19 protein-coding genes and 1 pseudogene are annotated in these 23011 nt (G+C 69.7%); 10 read left to right on the top strand and 10 right to left on the bottom strand.

From position 1 onward, the window contains the following. Nucleotides 1–35: 35 nt before the first annotated feature. On the top strand, nt 36–896 hold the full coding sequence (mutM, locus tag ACFRIC_RS27615; RefSeq protein WP_382790862.1) for a bifunctional DNA-formamidopyrimidine glycosylase/DNA-(apurinic or apyrimidinic site) lyase: 861 nt from the start codon (nt 36–38) through the stop codon (nt 894–896). Nucleotides 897–972: 76 nt separating this feature from the next. On the opposite strand, the gene ACFRIC_RS27610 is transcribed toward mutM, so the two are convergent. After that, complete coding sequence (locus ACFRIC_RS27610; RefSeq protein ID WP_382790860.1) at nt 973–1428, bottom strand: winged helix-turn-helix transcriptional regulator; 456 nt, start codon at nt 1426–1428, stop codon at nt 973–975. Between the two features lie 204 nt (nt 1429–1632). On the opposite strand from ACFRIC_RS27610, the gene ACFRIC_RS27605 reads away from it, so the two are divergent. Further along, nucleotides 1633–1950 (top strand): hypothetical protein, encoded by a 318-nt coding sequence (locus ACFRIC_RS27605; RefSeq protein WP_382790858.1) that lies wholly within the window; start codon nt 1633–1635, stop codon nt 1948–1950. Nucleotides 1951–2560: 610 nt separating this feature from the next. On the opposite strand, the gene ACFRIC_RS27600 is transcribed toward ACFRIC_RS27605, so the two are convergent. From ACFRIC_RS27600 to ACFRIC_RS27590, 3 genes are all read right to left on the bottom strand, one after another. Then, a complete protein-coding gene (locus ACFRIC_RS27600; RefSeq protein ID WP_382790856.1) occupies nt 2561–3136 on the bottom strand; it encodes a hypothetical protein in 576 nt (191 codons plus the stop codon). Nucleotides 3137–3968: 832 nt separating this feature from the next. Beyond that, nucleotides 3969–4940, bottom strand: a complete 972-nt coding sequence (locus ACFRIC_RS27595; protein ID WP_382790853.1) for an SGNH/GDSL hydrolase family protein — start codon at nt 4938–4940, stop codon at nt 3969–3971. Nucleotides 4941–5936: 996 nt separating this feature from the next. After that, nucleotides 5937–6581 (bottom strand): TetR family transcriptional regulator, encoded by a 645-nt coding sequence (locus tag ACFRIC_RS27590; RefSeq protein WP_382790849.1) that lies wholly within the window; start codon nt 6579–6581, stop codon nt 5937–5939. 98 nt (nt 6582–6679) lie between these two features. On the opposite strand from ACFRIC_RS27590, the gene ACFRIC_RS27585 reads away from it, so the two are divergent. Beyond that, nucleotides 6680–7618 (top strand): aldo/keto reductase, encoded by a 939-nt coding sequence (locus tag ACFRIC_RS27585; protein ID WP_382790847.1) that lies wholly within the window; start codon nt 6680–6682, stop codon nt 7616–7618. Nucleotides 7619–7894: 276 nt separating this feature from the next. On the opposite strand, the gene ACFRIC_RS27580 is transcribed toward ACFRIC_RS27585, so the two are convergent. Next, nucleotides 7895–8107 (bottom strand): hypothetical protein, encoded by a 213-nt coding sequence (locus ACFRIC_RS27580; RefSeq protein WP_382790843.1) that lies wholly within the window; start codon nt 8105–8107, stop codon nt 7895–7897. 174 nt (nt 8108–8281) lie between these two features. After that, nucleotides 8282–8669: pseudogene (locus ACFRIC_RS27575) on the bottom strand (NUDIX hydrolase). Nucleotides 8670–8745: 76 nt separating this feature from the next. Between ACFRIC_RS27575 and ACFRIC_RS27570 the strand changes: the two are divergent. Beyond that, entirely contained in the window at nt 8746–9630 is an 885-nt protein-coding gene (locus ACFRIC_RS27570; protein ID WP_382790840.1) for a tyrosine-type recombinase/integrase, read from the top strand. Between the two features lies 1 nt (nt 9631). Here ACFRIC_RS27570 and ACFRIC_RS27565 read toward each other — a convergent pair whose 3' ends face one another. Further along, complete coding sequence (locus ACFRIC_RS27565) at nt 9632–10633, bottom strand: CAP domain-containing protein (protein ID WP_382790836.1); 1002 nt, start codon at nt 10631–10633, stop codon at nt 9632–9634. 153 nt (nt 10634–10786) lie between these two features. Here ACFRIC_RS27565 and ACFRIC_RS27560 point away from each other — a divergent pair, with 153 nt between their 5' ends. The 3 genes from ACFRIC_RS27560 (at nt 10787) to smc (ending at nt 15464) form a co-directional block, all read left to right on the top strand. Continuing rightward, nucleotides 10787–11068 (top strand): acylphosphatase, encoded by a 282-nt coding sequence (locus ACFRIC_RS27560; protein WP_361683156.1) that lies wholly within the window; start codon nt 10787–10789, stop codon nt 11066–11068. A 381-nt stretch (nt 11069–11449) separates the two neighbouring features. After that, nucleotides 11450–11653, top strand: a complete 204-nt coding sequence (locus ACFRIC_RS27555; RefSeq protein WP_355773424.1) for a hypothetical protein — start codon at nt 11450–11452, stop codon at nt 11651–11653. A 208-nt stretch (nt 11654–11861) separates the two neighbouring features. Then, on the top strand, nt 11862–15464 hold the full coding sequence (gene smc, locus ACFRIC_RS27550) for a chromosome segregation protein SMC (protein ID WP_382790831.1): 3603 nt from the start codon (nt 11862–11864) through the stop codon (nt 15462–15464). 91 nt (nt 15465–15555) lie between these two features. Here smc and ACFRIC_RS27545 read toward each other — a convergent pair whose 3' ends face one another. Further along, nucleotides 15556–15900 (bottom strand): DUF4326 domain-containing protein, encoded by a 345-nt coding sequence (locus ACFRIC_RS27545; protein ID WP_382790829.1) that lies wholly within the window; start codon nt 15898–15900, stop codon nt 15556–15558. A gap of 307 nt (nt 15901–16207) precedes the next feature. Here ACFRIC_RS27545 and ACFRIC_RS27540 point away from each other — a divergent pair, with 307 nt between their 5' ends. Next, nucleotides 16208–17626: a sugar porter family MFS transporter gene (locus tag ACFRIC_RS27540; protein WP_382790826.1), complete on the top strand. Its 1419-nt coding sequence runs from the start codon at nt 16208–16210 to the stop codon at nt 17624–17626. A gap of 131 nt (nt 17627–17757) precedes the next feature. On the opposite strand, the gene ACFRIC_RS27535 is transcribed toward ACFRIC_RS27540, so the two are convergent. Next, nucleotides 17758–18726 carry an LLM class flavin-dependent oxidoreductase gene (locus ACFRIC_RS27535; RefSeq protein WP_382790823.1) on the bottom strand — a complete coding sequence of 323 codons (969 nt, stop codon included), beginning with the start codon at nt 18724–18726 and terminating at the stop codon, nt 17758–17760. A 174-nt stretch (nt 18727–18900) separates the two neighbouring features. Here ACFRIC_RS27535 and ftsY point away from each other — a divergent pair, with 174 nt between their 5' ends. Continuing rightward, nucleotides 18901–20106, top strand: coding sequence for a signal recognition particle-docking protein FtsY (ftsY, locus tag ACFRIC_RS27530; protein WP_382790820.1), 1206 nt, complete (start codon nt 18901–18903; stop codon nt 20104–20106). Between the two features lie 93 nt (nt 20107–20199). Here the strand turns inward: ftsY and ACFRIC_RS27525 are convergent, their stop codons facing one another. Further along, a complete protein-coding gene (locus ACFRIC_RS27525) occupies nt 20200–20862 on the bottom strand; it encodes a bifunctional DNA primase/polymerase (RefSeq protein WP_382790816.1) in 663 nt (220 codons plus the stop codon). 447 nt (nt 20863–21309) lie between these two features. Between ACFRIC_RS27525 and ACFRIC_RS27520 the strand changes: the two genes are divergently transcribed. Further along, nucleotides 21310–22785, top strand: coding sequence for a hypothetical protein (locus tag ACFRIC_RS27520; protein ID WP_382790813.1), 1476 nt, complete (start codon nt 21310–21312; stop codon nt 22783–22785). Nucleotides 22786–23011: the final 226 nt, after the last annotated feature.

Raw genomic sequence — 23011 nt, 5'->3', positions numbered from 1 at the left:
ATCACCGGCCCAGCCCACCCCTCAGGAGGAGTCCCGTGCCCGAGCTGCCCGAAGTCGAAGTCGTGCGACGGGGGTTGGAGCGCTGGGTCACCGGGCGGATGGTGCGGTCGGTGGAGGTCCGTCATCCGCGGGCCGTGCGGAGGCATCCGGCCGGCCCCGACGGCTTCGCGAAGGCGCTCGCCGGGCACCGCGTGGGCGAGGCGATGCGCCGCGGCAAGTACCTGTGGCTGCCCCTCGACGACTCGCCGTACTCCGTGCTCGCCCACCTCGGCATGAGCGGTCAGCTCCTCGTGCAGCCGGAGGACGCCGCCGACGAGAAGCACCTGCGCATCCGCGTCCGCTTCGAGGACGAACAGGGCACCGAACTGCGCTTCGTCGACCAGCGCACCTTCGGCGGGCTGTCGCTGCACGAGAAGACCCCGGACGGCCTCCCCGACGTCATCGCGCACATCGCCCGCGACCCGCTCGACCCCCTCTTCGACGACGCCGCGTTCCACACCGCGCTGCGCGCCCGCCGTACGACCCTCAAGCGCGCGCTGCTCGACCAGTCGCTGATCAGCGGGGTCGGGAACATCTACGCGGACGAGGCGCTGTGGCGCTCCAAGCTGCACTACGAACGCCCCGTGGGAACCATGACCCGGCCACGCACCGCCGAACTCCTCGGCCACGTCCGCGAGGTCATGAACGACGCCCTCGCCGTCGGCGGCACGAGCTTCGACAGTCTGTACGTCAACGTCAACGGCGAGTCGGGCTACTTCGATCGCTCGCTCGACGCGTACGGGCGCGAGGGTGAGCCGTGCAGCCGCTGCGGGACCCCGATCCGCCGCCGCGCCTGGATGAACCGCTCCAGCTACTTCTGCCCACGCTGCCAGCGAGCCCCCCGCCCGACCGCCTGAGAACAGGCGCCCGGGGCCCGGGGGCCCAGGTTCAGGGGCCAAGAGGCCCAGGTTCCGAGGCGCGAGGCCTCGACCCCTACGCTCCTCGCGCCGCCCGCACGGCCTCGCGGGTCTCGTCGTACCGCCCGCGGGCCTCCAAGACCTCGTCCATGCGTCCTTCGACGAAGTCGATGAGGGCCAGCAGGCGCTCGGCGACCTCGCGGCCCAGCGGGGTGAGGGTGTAGTCGACGCGCGGCGGGTTCGTGGGCCGCGCGTCACGGTGCACCAGACCGTCGCGCTCCAGCGCGTGCAGGGTCTGCGAGAGCATCTTCTCGCTGACGCCGTCGACCCGGCGGCGCAGCTCGTTGAACCGGAACGTGCCGTCGTACAGCGCTCCGAGCGTGAGCGAGCCCCAGCGGCCGGTGACGTTCTCCAGCGTGCCCCGGGACGGGCAGCCACGGGCGAACACGTCGTAGGCGAGGTCCTTGGCGCCGACACCCGCGCCACCCTCGCCGCTCCCGGCACGCTCGGTGATTCCCGCGGACGATTCCATACGCCCAGCATACTCAGCCACAGCGCCACCCGACAGAGAGCACTAACTCCTGGTTAGCCACACGCCCCGCCCGTCCCCGCCCCGACCCTGATCCACGACTTCGGCTCTGAGTACCAGTGAGTAGACGTACTCATGTGCGGAGTCCACCGGTCCGGCAGGCTGGGCCCCGCACGATCGGGGAGCGGCGGCCACGGAGGGACGGGCGTGGGAACGGAACGGGGGACCAGGCCGTCGACCGGCCTGCAGGTGGCGATCGGCGCACTGCTGCTCGTCCTCGACCTGCTGGTCATCGCCTGGCTGGTGTACGGCTACGGCATCACGGGCTGGGCGGACTCCTACGACGAGGTCAACGCGCCCGAGGCGCCGGGGGTCGCGCGTCAGGGCGCGTGGATCCTGGCCGGCGCGGCGGTGGTCACGGGCGGCGCGCTGCTCGCCCTGCGCCTTCGCGTCACCGCGGCGGTACAACTCGCCGTCCTGGGAGCCGGCGCCCTCCTGCTCCACGCCCTCGCCGTCCGCCCCTGAAAAACGCCGCATGGCCGACCCCCCGAGCGGGCCGGCCATGCGCTGCACGGCTGTCTCAGTAGCCGAAGAAGTGCGGGGCCGGGTCTCCGACCTGCACCCCTGCAGTCGATCAACGCTGCGACCTGCGACTCAGCCGTCGATGGTTGTCGGCGTTGGTCGTCGTTGAGCACCCTTGGACGGCCCAGGGACGGCCCGGAGGGTGCTCAACACCATGACCGATGAAGCCCCTCGATGCCAGAGTCCCGCCGAGAGAGATGGATCGCTCTCGCCGTGCTTCGTCACTGTCAGGGTCAGGAAGGTCACGGTCCGAGTGAATGCCCACAACACGCGACGTCGTCCGACACGTGTTGTGAGCCATCAGCTTGGGAAGCTGCGGCCATTCGGGGCTGATCCGGGCGCTGACCTGGGTATGCGGCCTGGCCGTGGTCTCGTCGGGCTCCGCTGCTCGCACCGTGATTCCCCGCTGTTCCCCGCTCGATCTGGAACGCTGGACGAGCGGCAACTGTGGAGGAACCCGAGCACCTGACGAGGCTACGGCTGACCGCAAGATACGGGACTTGGCTCTGTCGAGGATCTTGTGAATTCCGCCGATCGAGCATCCTGAGCAGGATCATTGTTGTCCGGTACTACGCAGTGCCACCGCGATGTGGCTATAGCTGGGTATGGAAACTCCGTTGGCCTGCTCGTAGCGGACTGCCTGTGCGAGCCCGAGCTTCTCCCCAGTGGACAGGGTCCGGTTCCCTGTCCACAAAAGCACCTTCAGTTGCTCGTTCTGGATGGTGAGAAGCGGTTCGACAGGCTCCAACGGCAGGCCGGTACGGACGCACCAATCGGCCACTGCGGTCCAGTAGTCGGTCAGGGTGCTCCAGCAGACTGCACTGCGGGGACCTAGCAGGGCGTACACCTCGTCGGGCGACCAGAGCGTGTCGAGACCGTGCGACACAAGGTTCTGGATGTTCTCCAGCAGTGAGGTGACGAACTCGTAGTTCGCCTCGTCCCCGAGCAGTTCCTCCACGATCGCCAGAACCTCGGTGACCGCGTCGGAGTTGCGCTGGGCGACTCGATAGGCGACCTCTCGACAGACGTCCTGGTCGTTGCCGTCATCTGTCGATCCGGGCCTGATCCCTGCAGCGTCAAGCAGTCGCCGAGATCGCTCGGCCGGCCGTCGGTGCCATGGAAATCGCATCGCGTCTTCTCTTCTTCCGCGGACTCTTCCAAAGACCGTGCGGCCCTGGCGGCCGCTCATCATGACAGGGCGCCCCCGCAGGCCCTATGCCGGGTGGGAGGTCGGGCGCTGTCGACGATCTTGAGACATCGCAAAGTTCATGGGCTCTGAGGTACGCGTCTGCGTGGGAGATCGAGGTTGGCCCGGCCAAATCCCATGCGTTTGCGTTTGTGGAGCTTGACGCGCGTCACGTGGCCCTCGCCCCATCCCGGATCGAGCCAGCGCACGGCCCCGCCGGGCAGGACCGCCGCTGGTCTATCAGCACCTCGTCAACGGGCGACCACGCGATCGCCGACTCCGTGGACGGTCGGATCAGGAAGGTGCGGCGGCCTCCGCGCGGCCCATCTGGCACGTGAGTGGCGCGACGGCCCCGACCGGTCCGAACGACAGAGGCCCAGATCACCGGATTCCACCGGCTGACCCGGGCCTTGTTCGTCTCCTGAGACTGGTGGGCGCGGACGGTTTCGAACCGCCGACATCCGCCTTGGAAGTTCGCTCGCTGCGCGCTGCGACGTGCCGGAACGAGGGTCGTGGGTCGCTCGCGGATCCGGCTTCACCCGCCTCCGTGTGCCATCGTTCGCTGCCGTTGATGTCAGTTGGTGATGTCAGCCACGGCGGCGGGTGCGCCGACCGGACAGGCACGTGTGCCTAGCTGTGCCCCTACCGGCATCGGCCACGCTGTCGCTACCGTCTACCGAAGTCGGCCACGGCAGCGGAAGCGTCGTGGCGAGGCCCCGGACACCGGCCTCTTGGCAGCGTGTTGCGGGATCGGCGACGAGGTACCGCGGGCGGGTCAGCTCGGGGCGATGGCGTTCAGGATCGCCGAGGTGACGTGGTCGGCGGCGTTGCGGTGGCCCTTGGTGTTGGGGTGCACGAGGGCCGGCCGGTCGTCGCTGTCGAGGATGCCCTCGACCCACTTTCCGGCGTCGCAGACGCTGTGCTTTTCGGTGGAGTCGTAGAGGTTGACGAAGGTGGCGGAGCCGTGTGCTTCGGCCGACTTCTCGATGGTCTTGTTGAGGGGTTCCAGGACGTCCTGGCGCAGCCAGTCCAGGTCACCCTGAGTGATCGAGAAGAACTGGTGGATGTCGTTGTAGCGGCACTTGGAGGTGTCTTTGGGGATGATCGTGGGGTAGCCGACGGCCAGGATCTTGGCGTGCGGCCCCTTCTCGTGGAGCTTGGCGAGCATCTCGTCGTAGTCCTTGCCGACCTTGGTGAGCTTGCCGGGGATGTCGCCGGCCAGGTCGTCCTTGCACGGCGTGCCCACGCCCTCGCTGCCCTGTCCCAGCTCGAGACACTTGCGGAGGATCTCGTCGAACCCGAAGGTGTTGCCGCCCACGCCGACGGTGATCACGTCGGTGCCGGGCTTCACCGCCTCGGACTGGGGAGGCACCGGGGGGAAGGGGTAGTCGGGGTCCTCGGGGAAGCCTGGCACGTTACGGCCGATCGGCTGCTGGGCCCTGAAGGTGACGTCCTCGATCGTGGCGGCGCCGCAGCTGACGTTGGTCAATTCGATGAGCCCGCCGAGGTCGCGGTCGATGATCTGCGGGTAGGACTGGTCGGTGCGCTCGCAGCCGTCGCGGGGGATTTCGAAGACGTCGCCGGCTGCCTGGATGACCCCCGCGGTGTAGGAGTCGCCGAGGGCGACCCAGTCGTAGTCCGCCGCGGCGGCGGGCTGCGCTCCGACGAGCTGTGCGGGAGCGAGGGCGCCAGCGGTGAGGGCTACGGCCGAGCCGAGCAGGGCCAGACGGGTACGGAACCTTGCCACGAATCCTCCAGAAATATGCCTTTGGCATGTCTTTGCGCTTTGGAGAATAGTTACTTAGCGCACTAAATCCAGTACAAAAAGTTACGTTTCGTGGAGTTTGAGGAGGTGTCCGCTGACGGCGGGCGCGTTCCGGAAGGACCGGCCTCCCGTTGGGACCGTCCATTTCCGAGGTCTGACCGGCCTTGCGATATGTGCGCGGTCATGTGGCGGCCTCGACTATCTCGGTCCGCCAGGTCGCATGACCGAACCTGTCACCTGAACCTGCATCGGACCCCAATGACTCAGCAAGCCAGCGGATCACCTATGAGGGACTGACCCTCTCGATGCGAACTATGGGCACGGTGGTCGTTGAGGTCTGCCAGGCACGCCAGACGGTCGCTCAAGCCTGCTGGCGGTCGGGGCTGGTCGCCGGTGGTTGCTGTACTTCGCTGCTGTACAGCCACCTGCCTGCTGGCCGACACCCGCTTGAGGAGCGAGGTCGGGCGATCACGCGCAGAGCTGCGGGTTCTCTGACTGGCGCAGTGCTGCCTGCCGCCCGCTCTACGCCCCGGTTCGCCCTGAGTCCCCGTCCGTTCTGGCGCGAGAGTGGCACGCTCTGGAGGGTTGTGCCATCACGTGGCCCCGCCCCCGTCCATGCGGCTCTGGCGGTCGACGGCTGCAGCCAAGGCAAGGATTGCTTGGACCTGAGCAGCGGCGATGGCGAGTGCTCCAGAGCGCAAGTCCTTGGTGTGAACCGCGTCCAAGAGTTCCTGGGCCTTGCTCGCGTGAGTCTCGTAATCCGCCATTGTTCCCCCTCGCAGTGGTGATCCGCACTGTAGTGAACACGGCTACGGATTCCACCTGATCGGGATGCGAGGGCACAGCGTCTTGAACCTGCGGCCTCATCCTTATCAGGCCAATTACCAGGGATCTGGGAGGTTGGTCGAACGGCTGCAGCTCCCGGCCGACTGTCCGTCGTGGTTCGGCGTTGGCCGTTGCTGTACCGGCCTGTTGGTGTCAGGCGGTGATGTCAGCAGCCGGGGGCAGGCTTGACGGATCGCTGCTCTGGTCGACCGTAACGGCGGGGAAGAGGCGTTGTACGGCTGCCACGATGGCGGCTCGCCGCGCGTACAGGAAGCGCAGGCGCTCGATCTCGTCGGCGGGCATCAGGTCGGTCTGTCCGGCCCAGGACATGGCGAGTTGGTTGACGAATACCAGGATGTCGGCGGGGTCCCATGCCGGGTCCAGGTGGCCGGCCTTCTGCGCGGTGCGCAGTTGCTCGGTCTTGTGGCGCACGGTGGTCTGGATCGGGTCGTCCGGCGCGGTCGGCCTGGCGTCGCCCAGTTCGAGGCGGCCCCAGTTCATGAGGCGCAGGCGGTCAGGGTGGGCTGTGAAGTAGTCGTGGACCCGTCCGGCGTACCCAGGGAGATCGGTGGGGTCCAGCCGTGTGGCCTCGGCGACTGCTGTCAGCTCGTCGGCGGCGACGGTCGCGTACAGCTCTTCCTTGCTGCGGAAGTAGGCGTAGATGCGTTCCTTGCTGGTGCGTGCCGCTTTGGCGATGCGTTCGATCCGGGCCCCGGCGATCCCGTGCCGGGAGAACTCGGCCGTGGCCGCGGTGACGATGCGGTCGCGGGTGGAGTCTGCTCCGGCCGAAGGGTTCATGCGTTCAATCTACCTGGCCGAACCGTTTGGTTTGCCGACGTCGTGAGCTGGGCGTACGGTAAAACCAAACAGTTTGGTTTGGGGTGAGGGAGCATCTTGTGGAGATCAGGACACTGGGCACCCAGGGCTTGACTGCGTCGGCGATCAGCTACGGCGCGATGGGCACTGCGGTCGGCTACGGCCCTACAGACGACGCCGAGTCGATTGCCGCGATCCGCCGCGCGCACGAACTCGGGGTGACGCACTTCGATACCGCCGAGATGTACGGCTGGGGCGAGGGCGAGAAGCTGCTCGGCCAGGCGCTCGCGCCGATCCGCGACGAGGTGACCATCGCGACGAAGTTCGGTTTCACCCCCACCTACGGGCAGGACTCACGACCCGAGCACATCCGCGGGGTCGTCGACAACAGCCTGCGCAACCTGGGCGTGGACGTCATCGACGTGCTCTATCAGCACGTACCCGACCCGAACGTCCCCATCGAGGACGTCGTCGGCGTCATGAAGGAGTACGTCGACGCGGGCAAGGTGAAGTACCTCGGCCTGTCCAACGCCGGTGAAGACGTCATCCGCCGCGCGCACGCCGTGCACCCGATCTCCGTGCTCCAGCACGAATACTCGATCTTCACCCACGAGGTCGCACCCCTCTTCCCCGTCCTGGAAGAACTCGGCATCGGCTTCGTCGCCTACTCCCCGCTCGCCCGCGGATTCCTCAGCGGCGCCGTGAAGTCCCGCGACCACTACGGCCCCCACGACTTCCGACAGCGCATCGCCTGGTGGAACCCGGAGCACTTCGACGCCAACGTCGCCATCACCGACGAACTGACCAAGCTCGCCGAGAACAAGGACGCCACCCTCGCCCAGCTCGCCCTGGCATGGCTGCTCGCACAGAAGAACTACATCGTCCCCATCCCCGGCTCACGCAACCCCGGCCGCGTCGCGCAGAACATCGCTGCGGCCGACCTCGCACTGACCGCCGACGACCTCGCCCGCATCGCCGAGATCGCCCCCAAAGGCGGCCTGGGTGGACGCCTCACCTAGCTAGAGGCATTGCCCACCGCCTCAACCACACACCTACCCCAGCTCCCATCCCGTCTGCCGTCGACCCACACACCGTGGAGCGGGCGTGGTTCAGGGCGTCAAGGTGGAGCGCGCCACTGTACGAACGACCTTGACGCCCTGGGCCGCGACTGCTCAGCTCTGCCTGGGTCGACGGCATACGGGATGGGAGCACCCCGCGCACGCCACACTCGGCCGGCACCCGCGAACGGCGCCCCCGCCATCTCGGAGCCGGCACTTGATGAAGTAGAGAAAGTTCTATCCCTTGGGCTGGCTGCGCTCAGCGCGGTACTCGTCCAGCAGGCTGAAGAACAGCTCGACCGCTGGAGTGTTGGAGGCCTCGGCCTCGCGCTCGATCTCAACTGCCCATCCCAGGGAGCTGTGCCGGCCCAGCCGCTTCCACAGCCACTCGGCGAATGGCCCCTGGCAGCCAGGGTTCCAGAAGTCGAAGTCCTCTGGGGTGCCGTGCACTGCCAACGCGACTCGGTATCCAACGAGCATGGAGTCGAGATGCTGCAGGGAACTGCCCGGCAGCCACATTCCAGGGCGTAGGCGGACTTCATCCAGGAAGTCGTGTACGTCGCCCAGCTCAGTGAGCTGCCTCGGCTTCTGCCGCGTTCCATCTGGCGCAGTCATCTGGGCACCCTAGCGGCGCAGCAGCTGCTTGCCATCGTGGCTCCGCACGTGCGGGCCGTTGCCGTCCAAGGCATCCAGGAGCCGGATCGCGAAGACCTCGGCCATGCGCTCGGCAACCTCTTCGGGCGTGAGCCAGTCAACCGCGGTCGATTCGCTGGAGGTGCGCTCGGTGCCCCCTGAAGGCCTTGCAACGGAAGACCAAGGCGACGACGCCCTTGGTGGTGTTCTTGTAGACCCCGGTTAGCTGGTTCACCTCGACGTGGATGCCCGTCTCCTCCAGGACCTCGCGGACTACGCCGACCTCGGGGGTCTCATCGAGTTCGAGTACACCGCCGGGGAGCTCCCAAGTGCCCTTGTGCGCGCGGCGGATCGCCAGGAGTCGGCCGTCCTCACCGATCACCACTCCCGCTACGATCGCGCGGCGACTACGTCGCTCCCGACGCCGGCAACGTTACGTTCGAGCAGTACGGCCGATGGGATCGTTCACCCCGTCGCGCCTGCGGCTCTGGCTGCGGAGCCTGGAGGACCGCGGGCTCTCCGCCGGGTACCGTCGCGGGATCTTCGCGCACGTCTCGACGGTCTTCTCGGCGGCGGTCGAGGACCGGGTCATCCGGGTGAATCCATGCCGGGCTCGCTCTGTGCGGGCTCCTCGTTTGGAGCCGCGCAAGGTCAAGCCGTGGCCGGCCGGGAGGATTCGGGCTGTGCAATCGGAGCTGCCGGAGCGCTATCGGGCACTCGTCAACGTCGCCGCCGGATGCGGGTTGCGTCAGGGTGAAGCGTTCGGCCTGGCCGTGGAAGACGTGGACTTCCTCGGGGGAGTGGTGCATGTCGTACGGCAGGTGAAGTTGCTGCGGCTGCATCGCCCGGTGTTCGCCCCGCCGAAGGGCGGCAAGGAACGCGACATACCTCTGCCTGAGTCTGTCGCCTTCGCGTTGGCCAAGCATCTCAAGCGGTACCCGGCAGTCAGGATCACGCTGCCGTGGAAGACCTTGGACGGTCCGCCCGTCACGGCATCGCTGATCTTCACCGGGCCCATGGGACTGGCGCTGGACCGGAACCGCTTCAACGATCGCGAATGGCGGCCGGCGCTTCGGGCCGCGGGCGTCGAGACCGGGCGGGACAGCGGCATGCACGCGCTGCGGCACTTCTACGCGTCGGTACTGCTGGACGCGGGGGAGAGCATCAAGGCGGTCAGCGAGTACCTGGGGCACCATGACCCCGGCTTCACGCTGCGGACGTACACGCACCTGATGCCGTCGAGCGGGAAACGGACTCGGGCCGCCGTGGATGGCGTCTTTCCATTCACGACGGCCCGGACACGGCCCAGGAGGGTGCTTAGCCCTCTGACCTGCGGTTAGCTCAGTAGCCGAAGTCCTGCGTCCACCAAGGGCCGCCCTCGCCGAAGTGGACTCCGACGCCGAGGGTCTTGAAGTCGCAGTTCAGGATGTTGGCCTTGTGGCCGGGGCTGTTCATCCAGGCGTCCATGACGGCAGCCGCGTCGGCCTGGCCGCGGGCTATGTTCTCGCCGCCGAGGCTGGTGATGCCGGCGTTCGCGGCGCGGTCCCAGGGGCTGAGCCCGCTCGGGTCGGTGTGGTCGAAGAAGTCCCGGGCGGCCATGTCCTCGCTGAAGGCCTTGGCCAGGTCCGTCAGGGCGCTGTTCGCGGCCACCGGGCTGCAACCGACCTTGGCGCGCTCGTCGTTGACGAGCTTGAGCACCTCGGTCTCGGCGGCGGACTCCGCGGACACGTTCACCGGGGTCTTGGCGACCGGCGCCTTGGTCTCCTTCTTGGAGGGCTCGGTCGTCTTCGGAGCCTTGGGCTCCTTCGTCTTCTCCTTGGAGGCCCCGTTGTCCTTGCCCTCGTTCTTCGAGGGCTCGGTGGTGGTCGGAGCGGCCGGCGCCGAGGCGGAGGCGGAGGCGGAAGGAGCGACGGTCGAGGGGGTCGAGGCGCGACCGGAGCCGCGGCTCGTCGACGTGCCCTCGCGGGCGTCCGCGCTGCCCGAGGTGCCGCCCTGCTGGGTCTCCACGCTGGAGGGCGAGCTCGCGGCCTGGACGTTGTCGGAGTTGTTGCTGCCACCGCCGAGCGCGTAGTTGTCGGCGCCGGGCACGACACCGGCCGCGACGGCCACGGTGCCGAGGGCCACGGCCGCCGAGACGCCGAGCAGTCCCGTCTTGACCGGGCTCGGGCCCTTCCGCTTGCGGTGCGAGCGGGCGGAGGAGGCGGACGGGAGATCGGCGACGGCCGCGTAGCCGTACAGGTTCTCCGGGCCGTAGCCGTCCGTGGGGGTACCGCTCGTATCTGTGACTCCGGTGGCGCGCCCTGTGGCGGCGCGGCCGGCGTCGGAGCGTCGGTGGCGTCCCATCTCTTGGGCCTTCCTCGATCTTGAGTCAGCGATCCTCACTTCAAACTCACCCGGAAGAGTGAGTTTCTAGTGAGACTCATTGGTCCGGGACGGTACCCCATGGCGCGTGGGGAGGATGTGCTCCACGAGACATTGTCCGGTTAGCGTGCAGCCATGAACGAGGTTTCACGGCTGGTCGTCTGGGTCCGCGGACGGGTCCAAGGTGTGGGTTTCCGCTGGTTTACGCGGGCCAGGGCACTGGAGATCGGCGGGCTGAGTGGTTTTGCTCTCAATCTCGACGACGGACGCGTCCAGGTGGTCGCGGAGGGCCCCCGGGCCGGCTGCCAGAGTCTGCTCGACTGGCTCCAGGGAGACGACACGCCCGGCCGGGTGGACGGAGTCACTGAGATCTGGGACACGCCCCGGGGGATCTACGACGGCTTCGCGATCCGCTGACGGGGACGCCCGCGCGGCCTCCTGGAGGTGGCGTGGCGTATGCCACCGGCACCCGTCAGTAGTGGAAACGGCCTGGTGGTTGCCAAGAACGGCGCGAAGTGGCAGGCTCCCGAGATAACGATGATCCCGACGCCCTGAGGGTCCCACCGGTGTCGTAGCGCCGCCGCTCCACAAGCCGCGCGACAGTGGGTTGCCCGCCGATACAGGGCGTGATCGTGTTGACCGTCAAACTTTTTGGTGAGACGCTGAAAGCCCCGCGCACCTTAGCTGTTTGGCATGTGGAACGGCAGCAGGACATCAGCAGTGTCAAGCATCGCGGGTGCGATTCCCTCACGACCCACACCGCTTCGGTCGGTCACTCAGTGTGGAGGACCATCCATCATGGCAAAGGCGCTTCTCGGTTACGTCGGCGGTTCCGACCCGCGACTCATTGCCGAGATGCGACGGCTCCAGCAGCGCGTCCAGGACCTCGAATCCGAGCTTGTACGGATCCAGGCCGAGAACGACGCGCTCGCGGCTGCCGCTTCTCACGACTCGATTCTCGAGAGCATCGACGTACCCCAGGCGGAGCCTGCGCTCACCTGATCACTGCACCGCACCATGACAGCAGTGGTCGGGCGGCCCGAATCAACCGCTACGCAGTCAGATTTGCAAGGGACGCCGTCCGGCGTCCCTTCTTTCTTTCCCCCGAGCGACCAACCCCCCTCTTCAACGTCTGGTGTGCCCTCCGCGTTCATGGGCGAAACCGCGCGTTCATGGAGTGAGACCGGCCCGAAAGGTAGAGTCCGGCGGCGTGCACCTCAAGGCCCTGACCCTGCGCGGGTTCAAGTCGTTCGCCTCCGCGACCACGCTGCGGTTCGAGCCGGGCATCACCTGTGTCGTGGGCCCCAACGGCTCGGGCAAGTCCAACGTCGTGGACGCCCTGAGCTGGGTCATGGGCGAACAGGGGGCCAAGTCGCTGCGCGGCGGCAAGATGGAGGACGTCATCTTCGCCGGCACCACCGGGCGCCCGCCGCTCGGCCGTGCCGAGGTCTCCCTGACCATCGACAACTCCGACGGGGCGCTGCCCATCGAGTACGCCGAGGTCACCATCACGCGGATCATGTTCCGCAACGGCGGCAGCGAGTACCAGATCAACGGCGACACCTGCCGCCTGCTCGACATCCAGGAACTGCTGTCCGACTCCGGCATCGGCCGCGAGATGCACGTCATCGTCGGACAGGGCCAGCTCGACTCCGTGCTGCACGCCGACCCGATGGGCCGCCGCGCCTTCATCGAGGAGGCGGCGGGCGTCCTCAAGCACCGCAAGCGCAAGGAGAAGGCGCTGCGGAAGCTGGACGCGATGCAGGCCAACCTCGCGCGCGTGCAGGACCTCACCGACGAACTGCGGCGCCAGCTCAAGCCGCTCGGCCGGCAGGCCGCCGTCGCCCGCCGCGCCGCCGTCATCCAGGCCGACCTGCGCGACGCCCGGCTGCGCCTCCTCGCCGACGACCTCGTACGGCTGCGAGGTGCCCTGCGGTCCGAGATCGCCGACGAGGCCGCGCTCAAGCAGCGCAAGGAGTCCGCCGAGGCCGAGCTCAAGAAGGCGCTCCAGCGCGAGGCCCTGCTGGAGGACGAGGTCCGCCGGCTCACACCGCGCCTCCAGCGCGCCCAGCAGACCTGGTACGAACTCTCCCAGCTCGCGGAGCGGGTGCGCGGCACGGTCTCGCTGGCCGACGCGCGCGTGAAGAGCGCCACCTCCGTGCCCGCCGAGGAACGGCGCGGACGCGACCCGGAGGACATGGAGCGCGAGGCCGCCCGCGTCCGCGAACAGGAGGCCGAGCTCGAAGCGGCCCTGGAGGCGGCCGAGCGGGCCCTGGAGGACACGGTCGCGCACCGCGCCGAGCTGGAGCGCGAGCTGACCGTCGAGGAACGCCGCCTCAAGGACGTGGCCCGCGCCATCGCCGACCGCCGCGAGGGCCTCGCCCGGCTCGGCGGCCAGGTCAACGCCGCCCGCTCGCGCGCCGCCTCCGCGCAGGCCGAGATCGACCGCCTCGCCGCCGCCCGCGACGAGGCCCAGGAACGCGCGGTCGCGGCCCAGGAGGAGTACGAGGAGCTGAAGGCCGAGGTCGACGGGCTCGACGCGGGCGACGCCGATCTCGGCGAGCAGCACGAGGCGGCCAGGCGGGCCCTGTCCGACGCGGAGGCCGCGCTGAGCGCCGCCCGCGAGGCCGCCACCGCCGCCGAACGGGGGCGGGCCGCCACCCAGGCCCGCCGCGACGCCCTCGCCCTCGGCCTGCGGCGCAAGGACGGCACCGGAGCGCTGCTCGGCGCCACGGACCGGCTCACCGGCGTGCTCGGTCCCGCCGCCGCACTGCTGACGGTCACCCCCGGCTTCGAGGTCGCGCTCGCCGCCGCGTTCGGCGCGGCGGCCGACGCCGTCGCCGTCGCCACCCCCGCGTCCGCCGCCGAGGCCATCCGGCTGCTGCGCAAGCAGGACGCGGGACGCGCGGCCCTGCTCCTCGCCGGAGCACCCGAGGAGCCCGGCGCCGAAACGCACGCCCCCGCCGGCCCGGCGGACGGCGCCTCCCCGCACGTACCGCTCGACGACGACGGGCCGCGGTACGCCGCCGATCTCGTCCGGGGCCCCGCCGAACTGATGCCCGCCGTACGGCGGTTGCTGCGCGCGATCGTCGTCGTCGGCACCCTGGAGGAGGCCGAGGACCTGGTCTACGCGCGGCCCGGACTCACCGCCGTGACCGCCGAGGGCGACCTGCTCGGGGCGCACTTCGCGCACGGCGGGTCCGCCGGGGCGCCCAGCCTGCTCGAAGTGCAGGCCTCCGTGGACGAGGCGGCGGCCGAGCTGGAGGAACTGGCCGTACGCTGCGAGGAGTTGACCGAGGAGCAGCGGCTGGCGACCGAGCGTCGCAAGGAACGGGCAGCTCTCGTCGAGGAGTTGGGGGAGCGGCGGCGGGCCGCCGAACGGCAGAAGTCGTCCGTCGCCCAGCAGCTCGGACGGCTGGCCGGGCAGGCGCGCGGCGCCGCGGGCGAGGCCGAGCGGAGCACCGCCGCGGCCGCGCGTGCTCAGGAGTCCCTCGACCAGGCCGTGGCCGAGGCGGAGGAGCTGGCCGAACGGCTCGCCGTGGCCGAGGAGATGCCGGTCGAGGAGGAGCCCGACACCTCGGTGCGGGACCGGCTCGCCGCGGACGGCGCCAACGCGCGGCAGACGGAGATGGAGGCCCGGCTCCAGGTGCGTACGCACGAGGAGCGGGTCAAGGGGCTCGCCGGACGGGCCGACTCGCTGGACCGCGCCGCCCGTGCCGAACGCGAGGCACGCGCGCGTGCCGAACAGCGGCGGGCCCGGCTCCGCCACGAGGCCGCCGTCGCCGCGGCCGTCGCCTCCGGCGCGCGGCAGCTTCTCGCGCACGTCGAGGTCTCGCTGGCTCGCGCCGAGGAGGAGCGCACCGCCGCGGACAGCGCGAAGGCCCGCCGGGAGCAGGAGCTCGTGACGGCGCGGAGCCAGGGCCGCGAGCTCAAGGAGGAGCTCGACAAGCTCACCGACTCGGTGCACCGGGGCGAGGTGCTCGGTGCCGAGAAGCGGATGCGCATAGAGCAGCTCGAGGCGAAGGCGCTGGACGAACTCGGCGTCGAGCCGGCGGGACTCGTCGCGGACTACGGCCCCGACCAGCTCGTACCGCCGTCGCTGCCCGCCGAGGGCGAGGAACTGCCCGAGGACCCCGAGCACCCGCGCAACCAGCCCCGGCGGTTCCACCGTGCGGAGCAGGAGAAGCGGCTGAAGTCGGCGGAGCGGGCCTACCAGCAGCTCGGCAAGGTCAATCCGCTGGCCCTGGAGGAGTTCGCCGCGCTGGAGGAGCGCCACAAGTTCCTCAGCGAGCAGCTCGAGGACCTCAAGAAGACCCGCGCCGACCTCCTTCAGGTGGTGAAGGAGGTCGACGAGCGCGTCGAGCAGGTCTTCACCGAGGCGTACCGGGACACCGCCCGGGAGTTCGAGGGCGTCTTCAGCAGGCTGTTCCCGGGCGGGGACGGCCGGCTCATCCTGACCGACCCCGACAACATGCTCACCACCGGTGTCGACGTCGAGGCCCGGCCGCCGGGCAAGAAGGTCAAGCGGCTCAGCCTGCTCTCCGGCGGCGAACGGTCGCTGACCGCCGTCGCGCTCCTCGTGTCGATCTTCAAGGCGCGCCCCAGCCCGTTCTACGTGATGGACGAGGTCGAGGCGGCGCTGGACGACACCAACCTCCAGCGGCTGATCAGGATCATGCAGGAGCTGCAGGAGGCCTCCCAGCTCATCGTGATCACGCACCAGAAGCGCACGATGGAGGTCGCCGACGCGCTCTACGGCGTCTCCATGCAGGGCGACGGCGTCTCGAAGGTCATCAGCCAGCGCCTGCGCTGACCACCGGGTCCGCCGCCCGAGGCCGTCCCCCCGGTTCTGGTCGGGACCGCCGTCCGCGGTCGTGCGCCCGCTTTCGGTCCGGGCCGCCGTTCTACGGCCGGTCGTCCGGTGCCGGCAGGTCCTCGCCCACGCCCTCGTCGGCGAGTTCGGCGAGCACCTCGGCGTGGCAGCGCTCGGGGACGCACCAGCATCCGAGGCGGTGACCGCGCAGGGCGGGGAGCCGGGCCAGCAGTTCCGGACGTGCCAGCAGATAGGCGCGGTACATCTCGACGACCTCGTCCCGGGTGCCGTCGTGGCCGGGGCGGAACGGGCTCGCCAGCGGGGAGCCGGCCAGGTGCCAGCCGCCCCGGTGCATGGCCCGGCCGACGTAGACGACATCGGCGTACGCGGGATCGTCGCGGTGACCCTTGAGGTTGACGACCGTGGTCTGCGGCATGACCGGATCCTCCCCGCTCGGGCTTCCGGGAGCAACGCGAGCAGGGCAGGCAACCGGCGTTCGTTGGACCATTCGGGCACTTGATGTTCAAAGCTTGAACACAACTACGTCACATCGCCCGGGAAAGCACCGAGAAAGCTCCCACCCACCCCCAGGTTTGACTTCGAAAGTTGAAGGCATAGTCTCTGCGACGTTGCTTTTACCTTCAGGTGGTGGCCCGCGTGAACCTGTGCGCCACTGGTAACCACCAGCGAAGGCTTTCGCCCCCCACCCCCGGCAGCGAGGCCGGTGGCCCGAGGAGTCTTACGTGACCAGCGCATCGCAGGCACCTGTGCCAGGAGTCAAGCCGGCTCCTCCCGAGCATCTCGGGCATGTCATCTTCATCGCGGCGGCGGCCGCGATGGGCGGCTTCCTGTTCGGCTACGACAGTGCCGTGATCAACGGCGCGGTCGAGGCCATCCGGGACCGTTACGACATCGGATCCGCGGCCCTGGCCCAGGTCATCGCCATCGCGCTGATCGGCTGCGCCGTCGGCGCGGCGGCGGCCGGCCGCATGGCCGACCGCATCGGACGCATCCGCTGCATGCAGATCTCCGCGAGCCTCTTCACCATCAGCGCCATCGGCTCGGCCCTGCCCTTCGCGCTGTGGGACCTCGCCTTCTGGCGCATCATCGGCGGATTCGCCATCGGCATGGCCTCCGTCATCGGCCCCGCCTACATCGCCGAGGTCTCCCCGCCCGCGTACCGCGGACGGCTCGGCTCGTTCCAGCAGGCCGCGATCGTCGTCGGCATCGCCATCTCGCAGCTCGTCAACTACGCCATCCTGAACGCCGCCGACGGCGACCAGCGCGGTCAGCTCTTCGGCGTCGAGGCCTGGCAGGTCATGCTCGGCGTCATGGTCATCCCGGCCGTCCTCTACGGTCTGCTCTCGTTCGCCATCCCCGAGTCGCCGCGCTTCCTGCTCGAAGTGGGCCGCAGGGACCGCGCCCGTGAGGTGCTCAAGGAGGTCGAGGGCGACAAGATCGACCTCGACGCCCGCGTCCTGGAGATCGAGACGGCCATGAAGGGCGAGCACAAGTCGACCTTCAAGGACCTGCTCGGTGGCAGCTTCCTCTTCCTGCCGATCGTCTGGATCGGTATCGGACTCTCGGTCTTCCAGCAGTTCGTCGGCATCAACGTCGCGTTCTACTACTCCTCGACGCTGTGGCAGTCGGTCGGCGTCGACCCGACGGACTCGTTCTTCTACTCCTTCACCACGTCGATCATCAACATCATCGGCACAGTGATCGCGATGATCTTCGTGGACCGCATCGGCCGCAAGCCGCTCGCCCTCATCGGCTCGGTGGGTATGGCCATCGGTCTCGGCCTGGAGGCCTGGGCCTTCTCCTACGACCTCGTCGACGGCAAGCTGCCGGCCACCCAGGGCTGGGTCGCCCTGATCGCCGCGCACGTCTTCGTCCTCTTCTTCGCCCTCTCCTGGGGTGTCGTGGTCTGGGTGTTCCTCGGCGAGATGTTCCCGAACCGGATCCGCGCCGCGGCCCTCGGTGTCGCCGCCTCCGCGCAGTGGATCGCCAACTGGGCCATCACCGCGAGCTTCCCCTCGCTCGCCGACTGGAACCTCTCGGCCACCTACGTGATCTACACCTGCTTCGCCGTGCTCTCCATCCCCTTCGTGCTCAAGTTCGTCAAGGAGACGAAGGGCAAGGCCCTGGAGGAGATGGGCTGAGCGCCCGTGTCACCGGCGGCTCCCCACGGCCGCCGGTGCCCCCCCCGGACTCGAGGAGAAGGGCCAAGTCCCCGCTGCCCCTCTCCTCGTACTCGTGAAGAGGGCGTGCCGCCCCGGCCCGGACCGAGAGGTCACCCGAGCCGGGGCAGCACGCTTTCGCAGAACAGATGCAGGCTGCGCCAGCCCTCGTCCACCGGCATCCCGCCCGACAGCGGATGCAGGACGAGGCTGTCCAGGCCCAGCTCCACGCACTGGTCGGGCGTGAGGACGCGGTAGACGCCCTCGGCGCGCAGCTCCTCGACCGTGGTGGCCGCCGACTTCACCGCCGAGCGGATCTCACCGGACTGCCAGGAGGCGTACGTCCGCGCCTCGTGCAGGAAGTGCCGGCCGTACTCGGCCCAGGCCCGGTCCGGATCCTCGGCGATGTGCAGCAGCGGCGTCTCGGCGCCGGGCATCATGGTCCAGCCCTCGGTGCCGTACTCGGTGAGCCGCTCCTTGTAGTAGGCCTCCAGCTCGGGCAGATGCGCGCTGGGGAAGAACGGCAGACCGAGCCGGGCGGCACGCCGGGCCGCCGCCGGGGAGGAACCGCCCACCAGCAGCAGGGGGTGCGGGTCCGAGAACGGGCGCGGGGTGACCCGTACCGTACGGCCCCGGTAGCTGAACTCCTCGCCGGTCCAGGCCTTCAGCACCGTCTCCAGAAGCTCGTCCTGGAGCCTGCCGCGCCGTTTCCAGTCGACGTCGAACTGCGCGTACTCCTCGGGCCGGTAGCCGATGCCGGCCACGGTCACCAGGCGGCCGCCGCTGAGCAGGTCGAGCACGGCGATGTCCTCGGCGAGACGCAGCGGGTCGTGCAGCGGGCCGATGACCGCCGAGACCGTGACCGCGATCCTGCGGGTCGCCCCGAAGACCGCGCCCGCGAACGCGAACGGCGAGGGCAGCCAGTTGTTGACGGCGCCGTGGTGCTCCTCCGTCTGCACCGTGGTGATCCCGCGGTCGTCGGCGTACGTGGCCATCTCGACGGCGGCCCGGTAGCGGGCGCTGAGCGAGGCGGGGGTGGCGTCGGGTTCGACGAGGTTGAAGCGCACGACCGTCACGGGCATGGGGAGCCCCCCTTCGTATGTGGAGGGGGACGGTAGCTGACGGGGCGTCAGGTTGCCATAGCCGCGGACGTCCGGGGGCCACCCCGGGACTCCGGTCTTCGTACGAAACTACAAGCGTTCCCCCGCGCGGGGAGAAAGCTTCCCGCACAGGGGATGGCCGATACTGAGGACGTTATGGAAACCATCATCCTTGCTGTAGTCATCGCCGTGGTGGTGATCGGCGCGCTCGGTGGGCTCGTCGTCGGCAGTCGCAAGCGGAAGCAGCTGCCCCCGCCGCCCCCCGCCGCCCCCGACATCACCGCTCCACCGGCCGAACCGCACGTCGGCGACGAGGCCGAGGCGCCGCACGACGAGCCGCGCCGCACTTTGGAGGAGGTGGATCTCCCCGACGGCTCGGCCGCCCCGTCGGTCGTCGTCGAAGAACCCCCGGCCGCCGCCCCCCAGATCGAGATCCCGGAACCGACCGCCGGGCGCCTGGTGCGCCTGCGCACCCGGCTCTCGCGTTCGCAGAACGCGCTCGGCAAGGGGCTGCTCACGCTGCTCTCGCGCGAGCACCTCGACGACGACACCTGGGAGGAGATCGAGGACACCCTGCTCGTCGCCGACGTCGGTGTGCAGCCCACCCAGGAGCTGGTCGAGCGGCTGCGTGAGCGCGTGAAGGTGCTCGGCACGCGGACGCCGGACGAACTGCGCGCCCTGCTGCGCGAGGAACTGATCCAGCTTCTCGTCCCGGAGTTCGACCGCGCGGTCAAGACCGACTCGAACCTCGACACCCCGGGCATCGTGATGGTCGTCGGCGTCAACGGCACCGGCAAGACCACCACCACCGGCAAGCTCGCGCGCGTGCTCGTCGCCGACGGCAAGAACGTCGTCCTCGGCGCCGCCGACACCTTCCGCGCCGCCGCCGCAGACCAGCTCCAGACCTGGGGCGAGCGCGTGGGCGCCCGTACCGTCCGCGGCCCCGAGGGCGGCGACCCCGCCTCGATCGCGTTCGACGCGGTCAAGGAGGGCATCGAGGAGGGCGCGGACGTCGTCCTCATCGACACCGCGGGCCGGCTCCACACCAAGACCGGCCTCATGGACGAGCTCGGCAAGGTCAAGCGCGTCGTGGAGAAGCACGCCCCGCTCGACGAGGTGCTGCTCGTCCTCGACGCGACCACCGGGCAGAACGGTCTGGTGCAGGCGCGCGTGTTCGCCGAGGTCGTCGAGATCACCGGCATCGTGCTGACCAAGCTCGACGGCACGGCGAAGGGCGGCATCGTCATCGCGGTCCAGCGCGAGCTGGGCGTCCCGGTCAAGCTGGTGGGTCTCGGAGAGGGCGCGGACGACCTGGCGCCGTTCGAGCCGGAGGCGTTCGTTGACGCCCTTATCGGAGAGTGACCACCCGCGCGAACGCGTAGGTGCCCGAAGAAGCGCCCGCCCCCGCAGCACTGCGGGGGACGGGCGCTTCGTCCGTTCCGCTCGCTCCCCGGGTCAGGCCCGGGAGCGGTGTGCCACGTAGGCGAGGGTGCCCAGCAGCAGCCTGGCCGGGGGCGGCTTCGGGGCGGCGTCCAGGGCGGGGGAGCGCAGCCAGCGGACCGGGCCGAGCCCCGCGCGGTCGGAGGGCGGGGCGGTGATGAACGTCCCCGGGCCGAGGCCGTGCAGGTCGAGGAAGGCGTCGTCCCAGCCCATGCGGTAGAGCAGCTCGGGAAGTTCGGCGGCCGAACCGGGGGAGACGAAGAAGTGGGCGCGGCCGTCCGGGCCGGCCGTCACGGGACCGAGCGGCAGCCCCATGCGCTCCAGCCGGACGAGCGCGCGCCGCCCGGCCGCCTCGGCGACCTCGATGACGTCGAAGGCCCGGCCGACCGGCAGCATCACCGCGGCGCCGGGGAAGCCCGCCCAGACGCCCGTCGCCTCGTTCAGCGTGGTGCCCGCCGGGATCGTCGGGGCGAAGGCCAGGGGGTGCGCGCCCGGTGCCGGGCAGTCGGCCCGGCCGCACGAGCACGCCCCCGCGGCGGCTCGGGCGCCCGGGACCACGTCCCATCCCCACAGTCCGGTGAACGCGGCGACGGCGCCGCCCTCCGACGAGCGGCCGCGGCGCCGAGCACCGGTCCGGATGTCGCGCATCGCCCGACTACTGCCGATCGTGAAGCCCATGCCCCCTCCAACGGGTCCGGTGCGCCCGTGGTTACGTGACGGAACCGGATTGTCACCCTCTGTTCCTGCCTGCCCGGTTTCACGCGATCCAGACAGCGCCTTGTCGCGCAAGGGGTGGTGTGTTCGGCTCCGTGCGCCCTGGAGTGCGCTTCTCCGCCCACCCTTGGTCGTTCTGTGTCAAGTGAATCGCGAGCAGGGCGACTGGAGTTCATTCGAAGGGGTGGCGAATGGTGGCGTTTCACGGATCGCCATGGCTGGACGCGTGATCGTAGGATTACTTTGAGTGCACGAGCCCTGGGCTTTTGTTTACTCGCGAGTATGCCAAGGGCAAGCCGGGTTCCCGTTCGAAGGGTGAGAACTACCGGACGCGCGGCCGCGTTTACGGGCATTCTGATAGGGCTTGGCGCAGAGCGGCGACAAGTGGTCTCGGGGAGTGGGGGCGTTCCAGTGGGCGGCAACGGCGGAGGCGGGACGAACGCTGACAGGCGCCCCAACGAGCTGCTCGGCTCGTGGTTCGTGCGCAGTGGCTGGTCGAAGGGCGAGCTGGCGCGCCAGGTGAACCGCAGGGCCCGTCAGTTGGGGGCCAACCACATCTCGACGGACACCTCGCGGGTGCGCCGCTGGCTGGACGGGGAGAACCCGCGCGAGCCGATCCCGCGGATCCTGTCGGAGCTGTTCTCGGAGCGGTTCGGCTGTGTCGTCGCCGTGGAGGACCTCGGTCTGCGCGCCGCCCACCAGGCACCCTCCGTGTCCGGCGTCGACCTGCCGTGGACCGGCCCCCAGACCGTCGCGCTCATCAGCGAGTACTCGCGCAGTGACCTGATGCTGGCCCGGCGCGGCTTCCTCGGCAGTTCGCTGGGGCTCTCCGCGGGCCCGGCCCTCATCGAGCCCATGCAGCGCTGGCTCGTGCCCACCCCGCCGGCGGCGTACGAGCCCGCCGAACCGCCGGCCTCCACGCGCCGCGGCGGCAGACTCTCCCAACCGGAGCTGGATCTCCTGGAGTCCACCACCGTGATGTTCCGTCAGTGGGACGCGCAGTGCGGCGGCGGACTGCGACGCAAGGCCGTCGTCGGCCAGTTGCACGAGGTGACGGACCTCCTCCAGGAACCGCAGCCCGCCGCCACCGAGAAGCGGCTGTTCAAGGTCGCCGCCGAACTGGCCGAGCTGGCGGGCTGGATGAGCTACGACGTGGGACTCCAGCCCACCGCGCAGAAGTACTTCGTGCTCGCCCTGCACGCCTCGAAGGAGGCGGGCGACAAGCCGCTCGGCTCGTACATCCTCTCCAGCATGAGCCGGCAGATGATCCACCTCGGTCGGCCCGAGGACGCGCTGGAGCTGATCCACCTCGCCCAGTACGGCAGCCGTGACTGCGCGAGCCCGCGCACCCAGTCGATGCTGTATGCGATGGAGGCCCGCGCCTACGCCAACATGGGCCAGCCCGGAAAGTGCAAGCGGGCCGTCCGCATGGCCGAGGACACCTTCGCCGACGTGCACGAGTGGGACGAGCCGGACCCCGACTGGATCCGCTTCTTCTCCCGGGCCGAGCTGTACGGCGAGAACTCGCACTCCTACCGTGACCTCGCGTACGTCGCCGGCCGCAGCCCCACGTACGCCTCCATGGCCGAGCCCCTCATGCAGAAGGCGGTCGACCTCTTCGGCAAGGACTCCGAGCACCAGAGGTCGTACGCACTCAACCTCATCGGCATGGCCACCGTGCACCTGCTGCAGCGTGAGCCCGAGCAGAGTGCCGTCCTGGCCAAGGAAGCCCTGAGGATCGGCAAGAAGGTGCGCTCCGAGCGCGTCAACACTCGTATCCGAAAGACGGTCGACACCGCCGTCCGCGACTTCGGGGACCTCGCCGAGGTCATCGACCTCACCGACCAGCTCGCCGTCGACCTGCCCGAGACCGCCGAGGCGGTCTGACCCAGGGCCGCGGCGCCGGCCCCGCGCAGTACTCCGGCCGCGGCCGGTCGTCCTGAACTGCCCGACTCGGCTCCCCCATGCCAGGTCATCGGACGGCCGGACGTGGCCGGTTCCGCTGTATGCGGCCCCCGCCCGCGTCGTACGCGCCGCCCCGGCCCGCTCCCGCGAGAATCCGCCATGTCGTGGGCGGGTCTCCGCGCGCCCCGGGGCGCCGCGAGCGTCCCCC

Origin of the sequence: Streptomyces sp. NPDC056738, assembly GCF_042790435.1 — a bacterium.
GTDB lineage: Bacteria > Actinomycetota > Actinomycetes > Streptomycetales > Streptomycetaceae > Streptomyces.
Note: the sequence above shows the minus strand (reverse complement) of the source record. Positions and strands in the feature narration are given on the sequence as shown.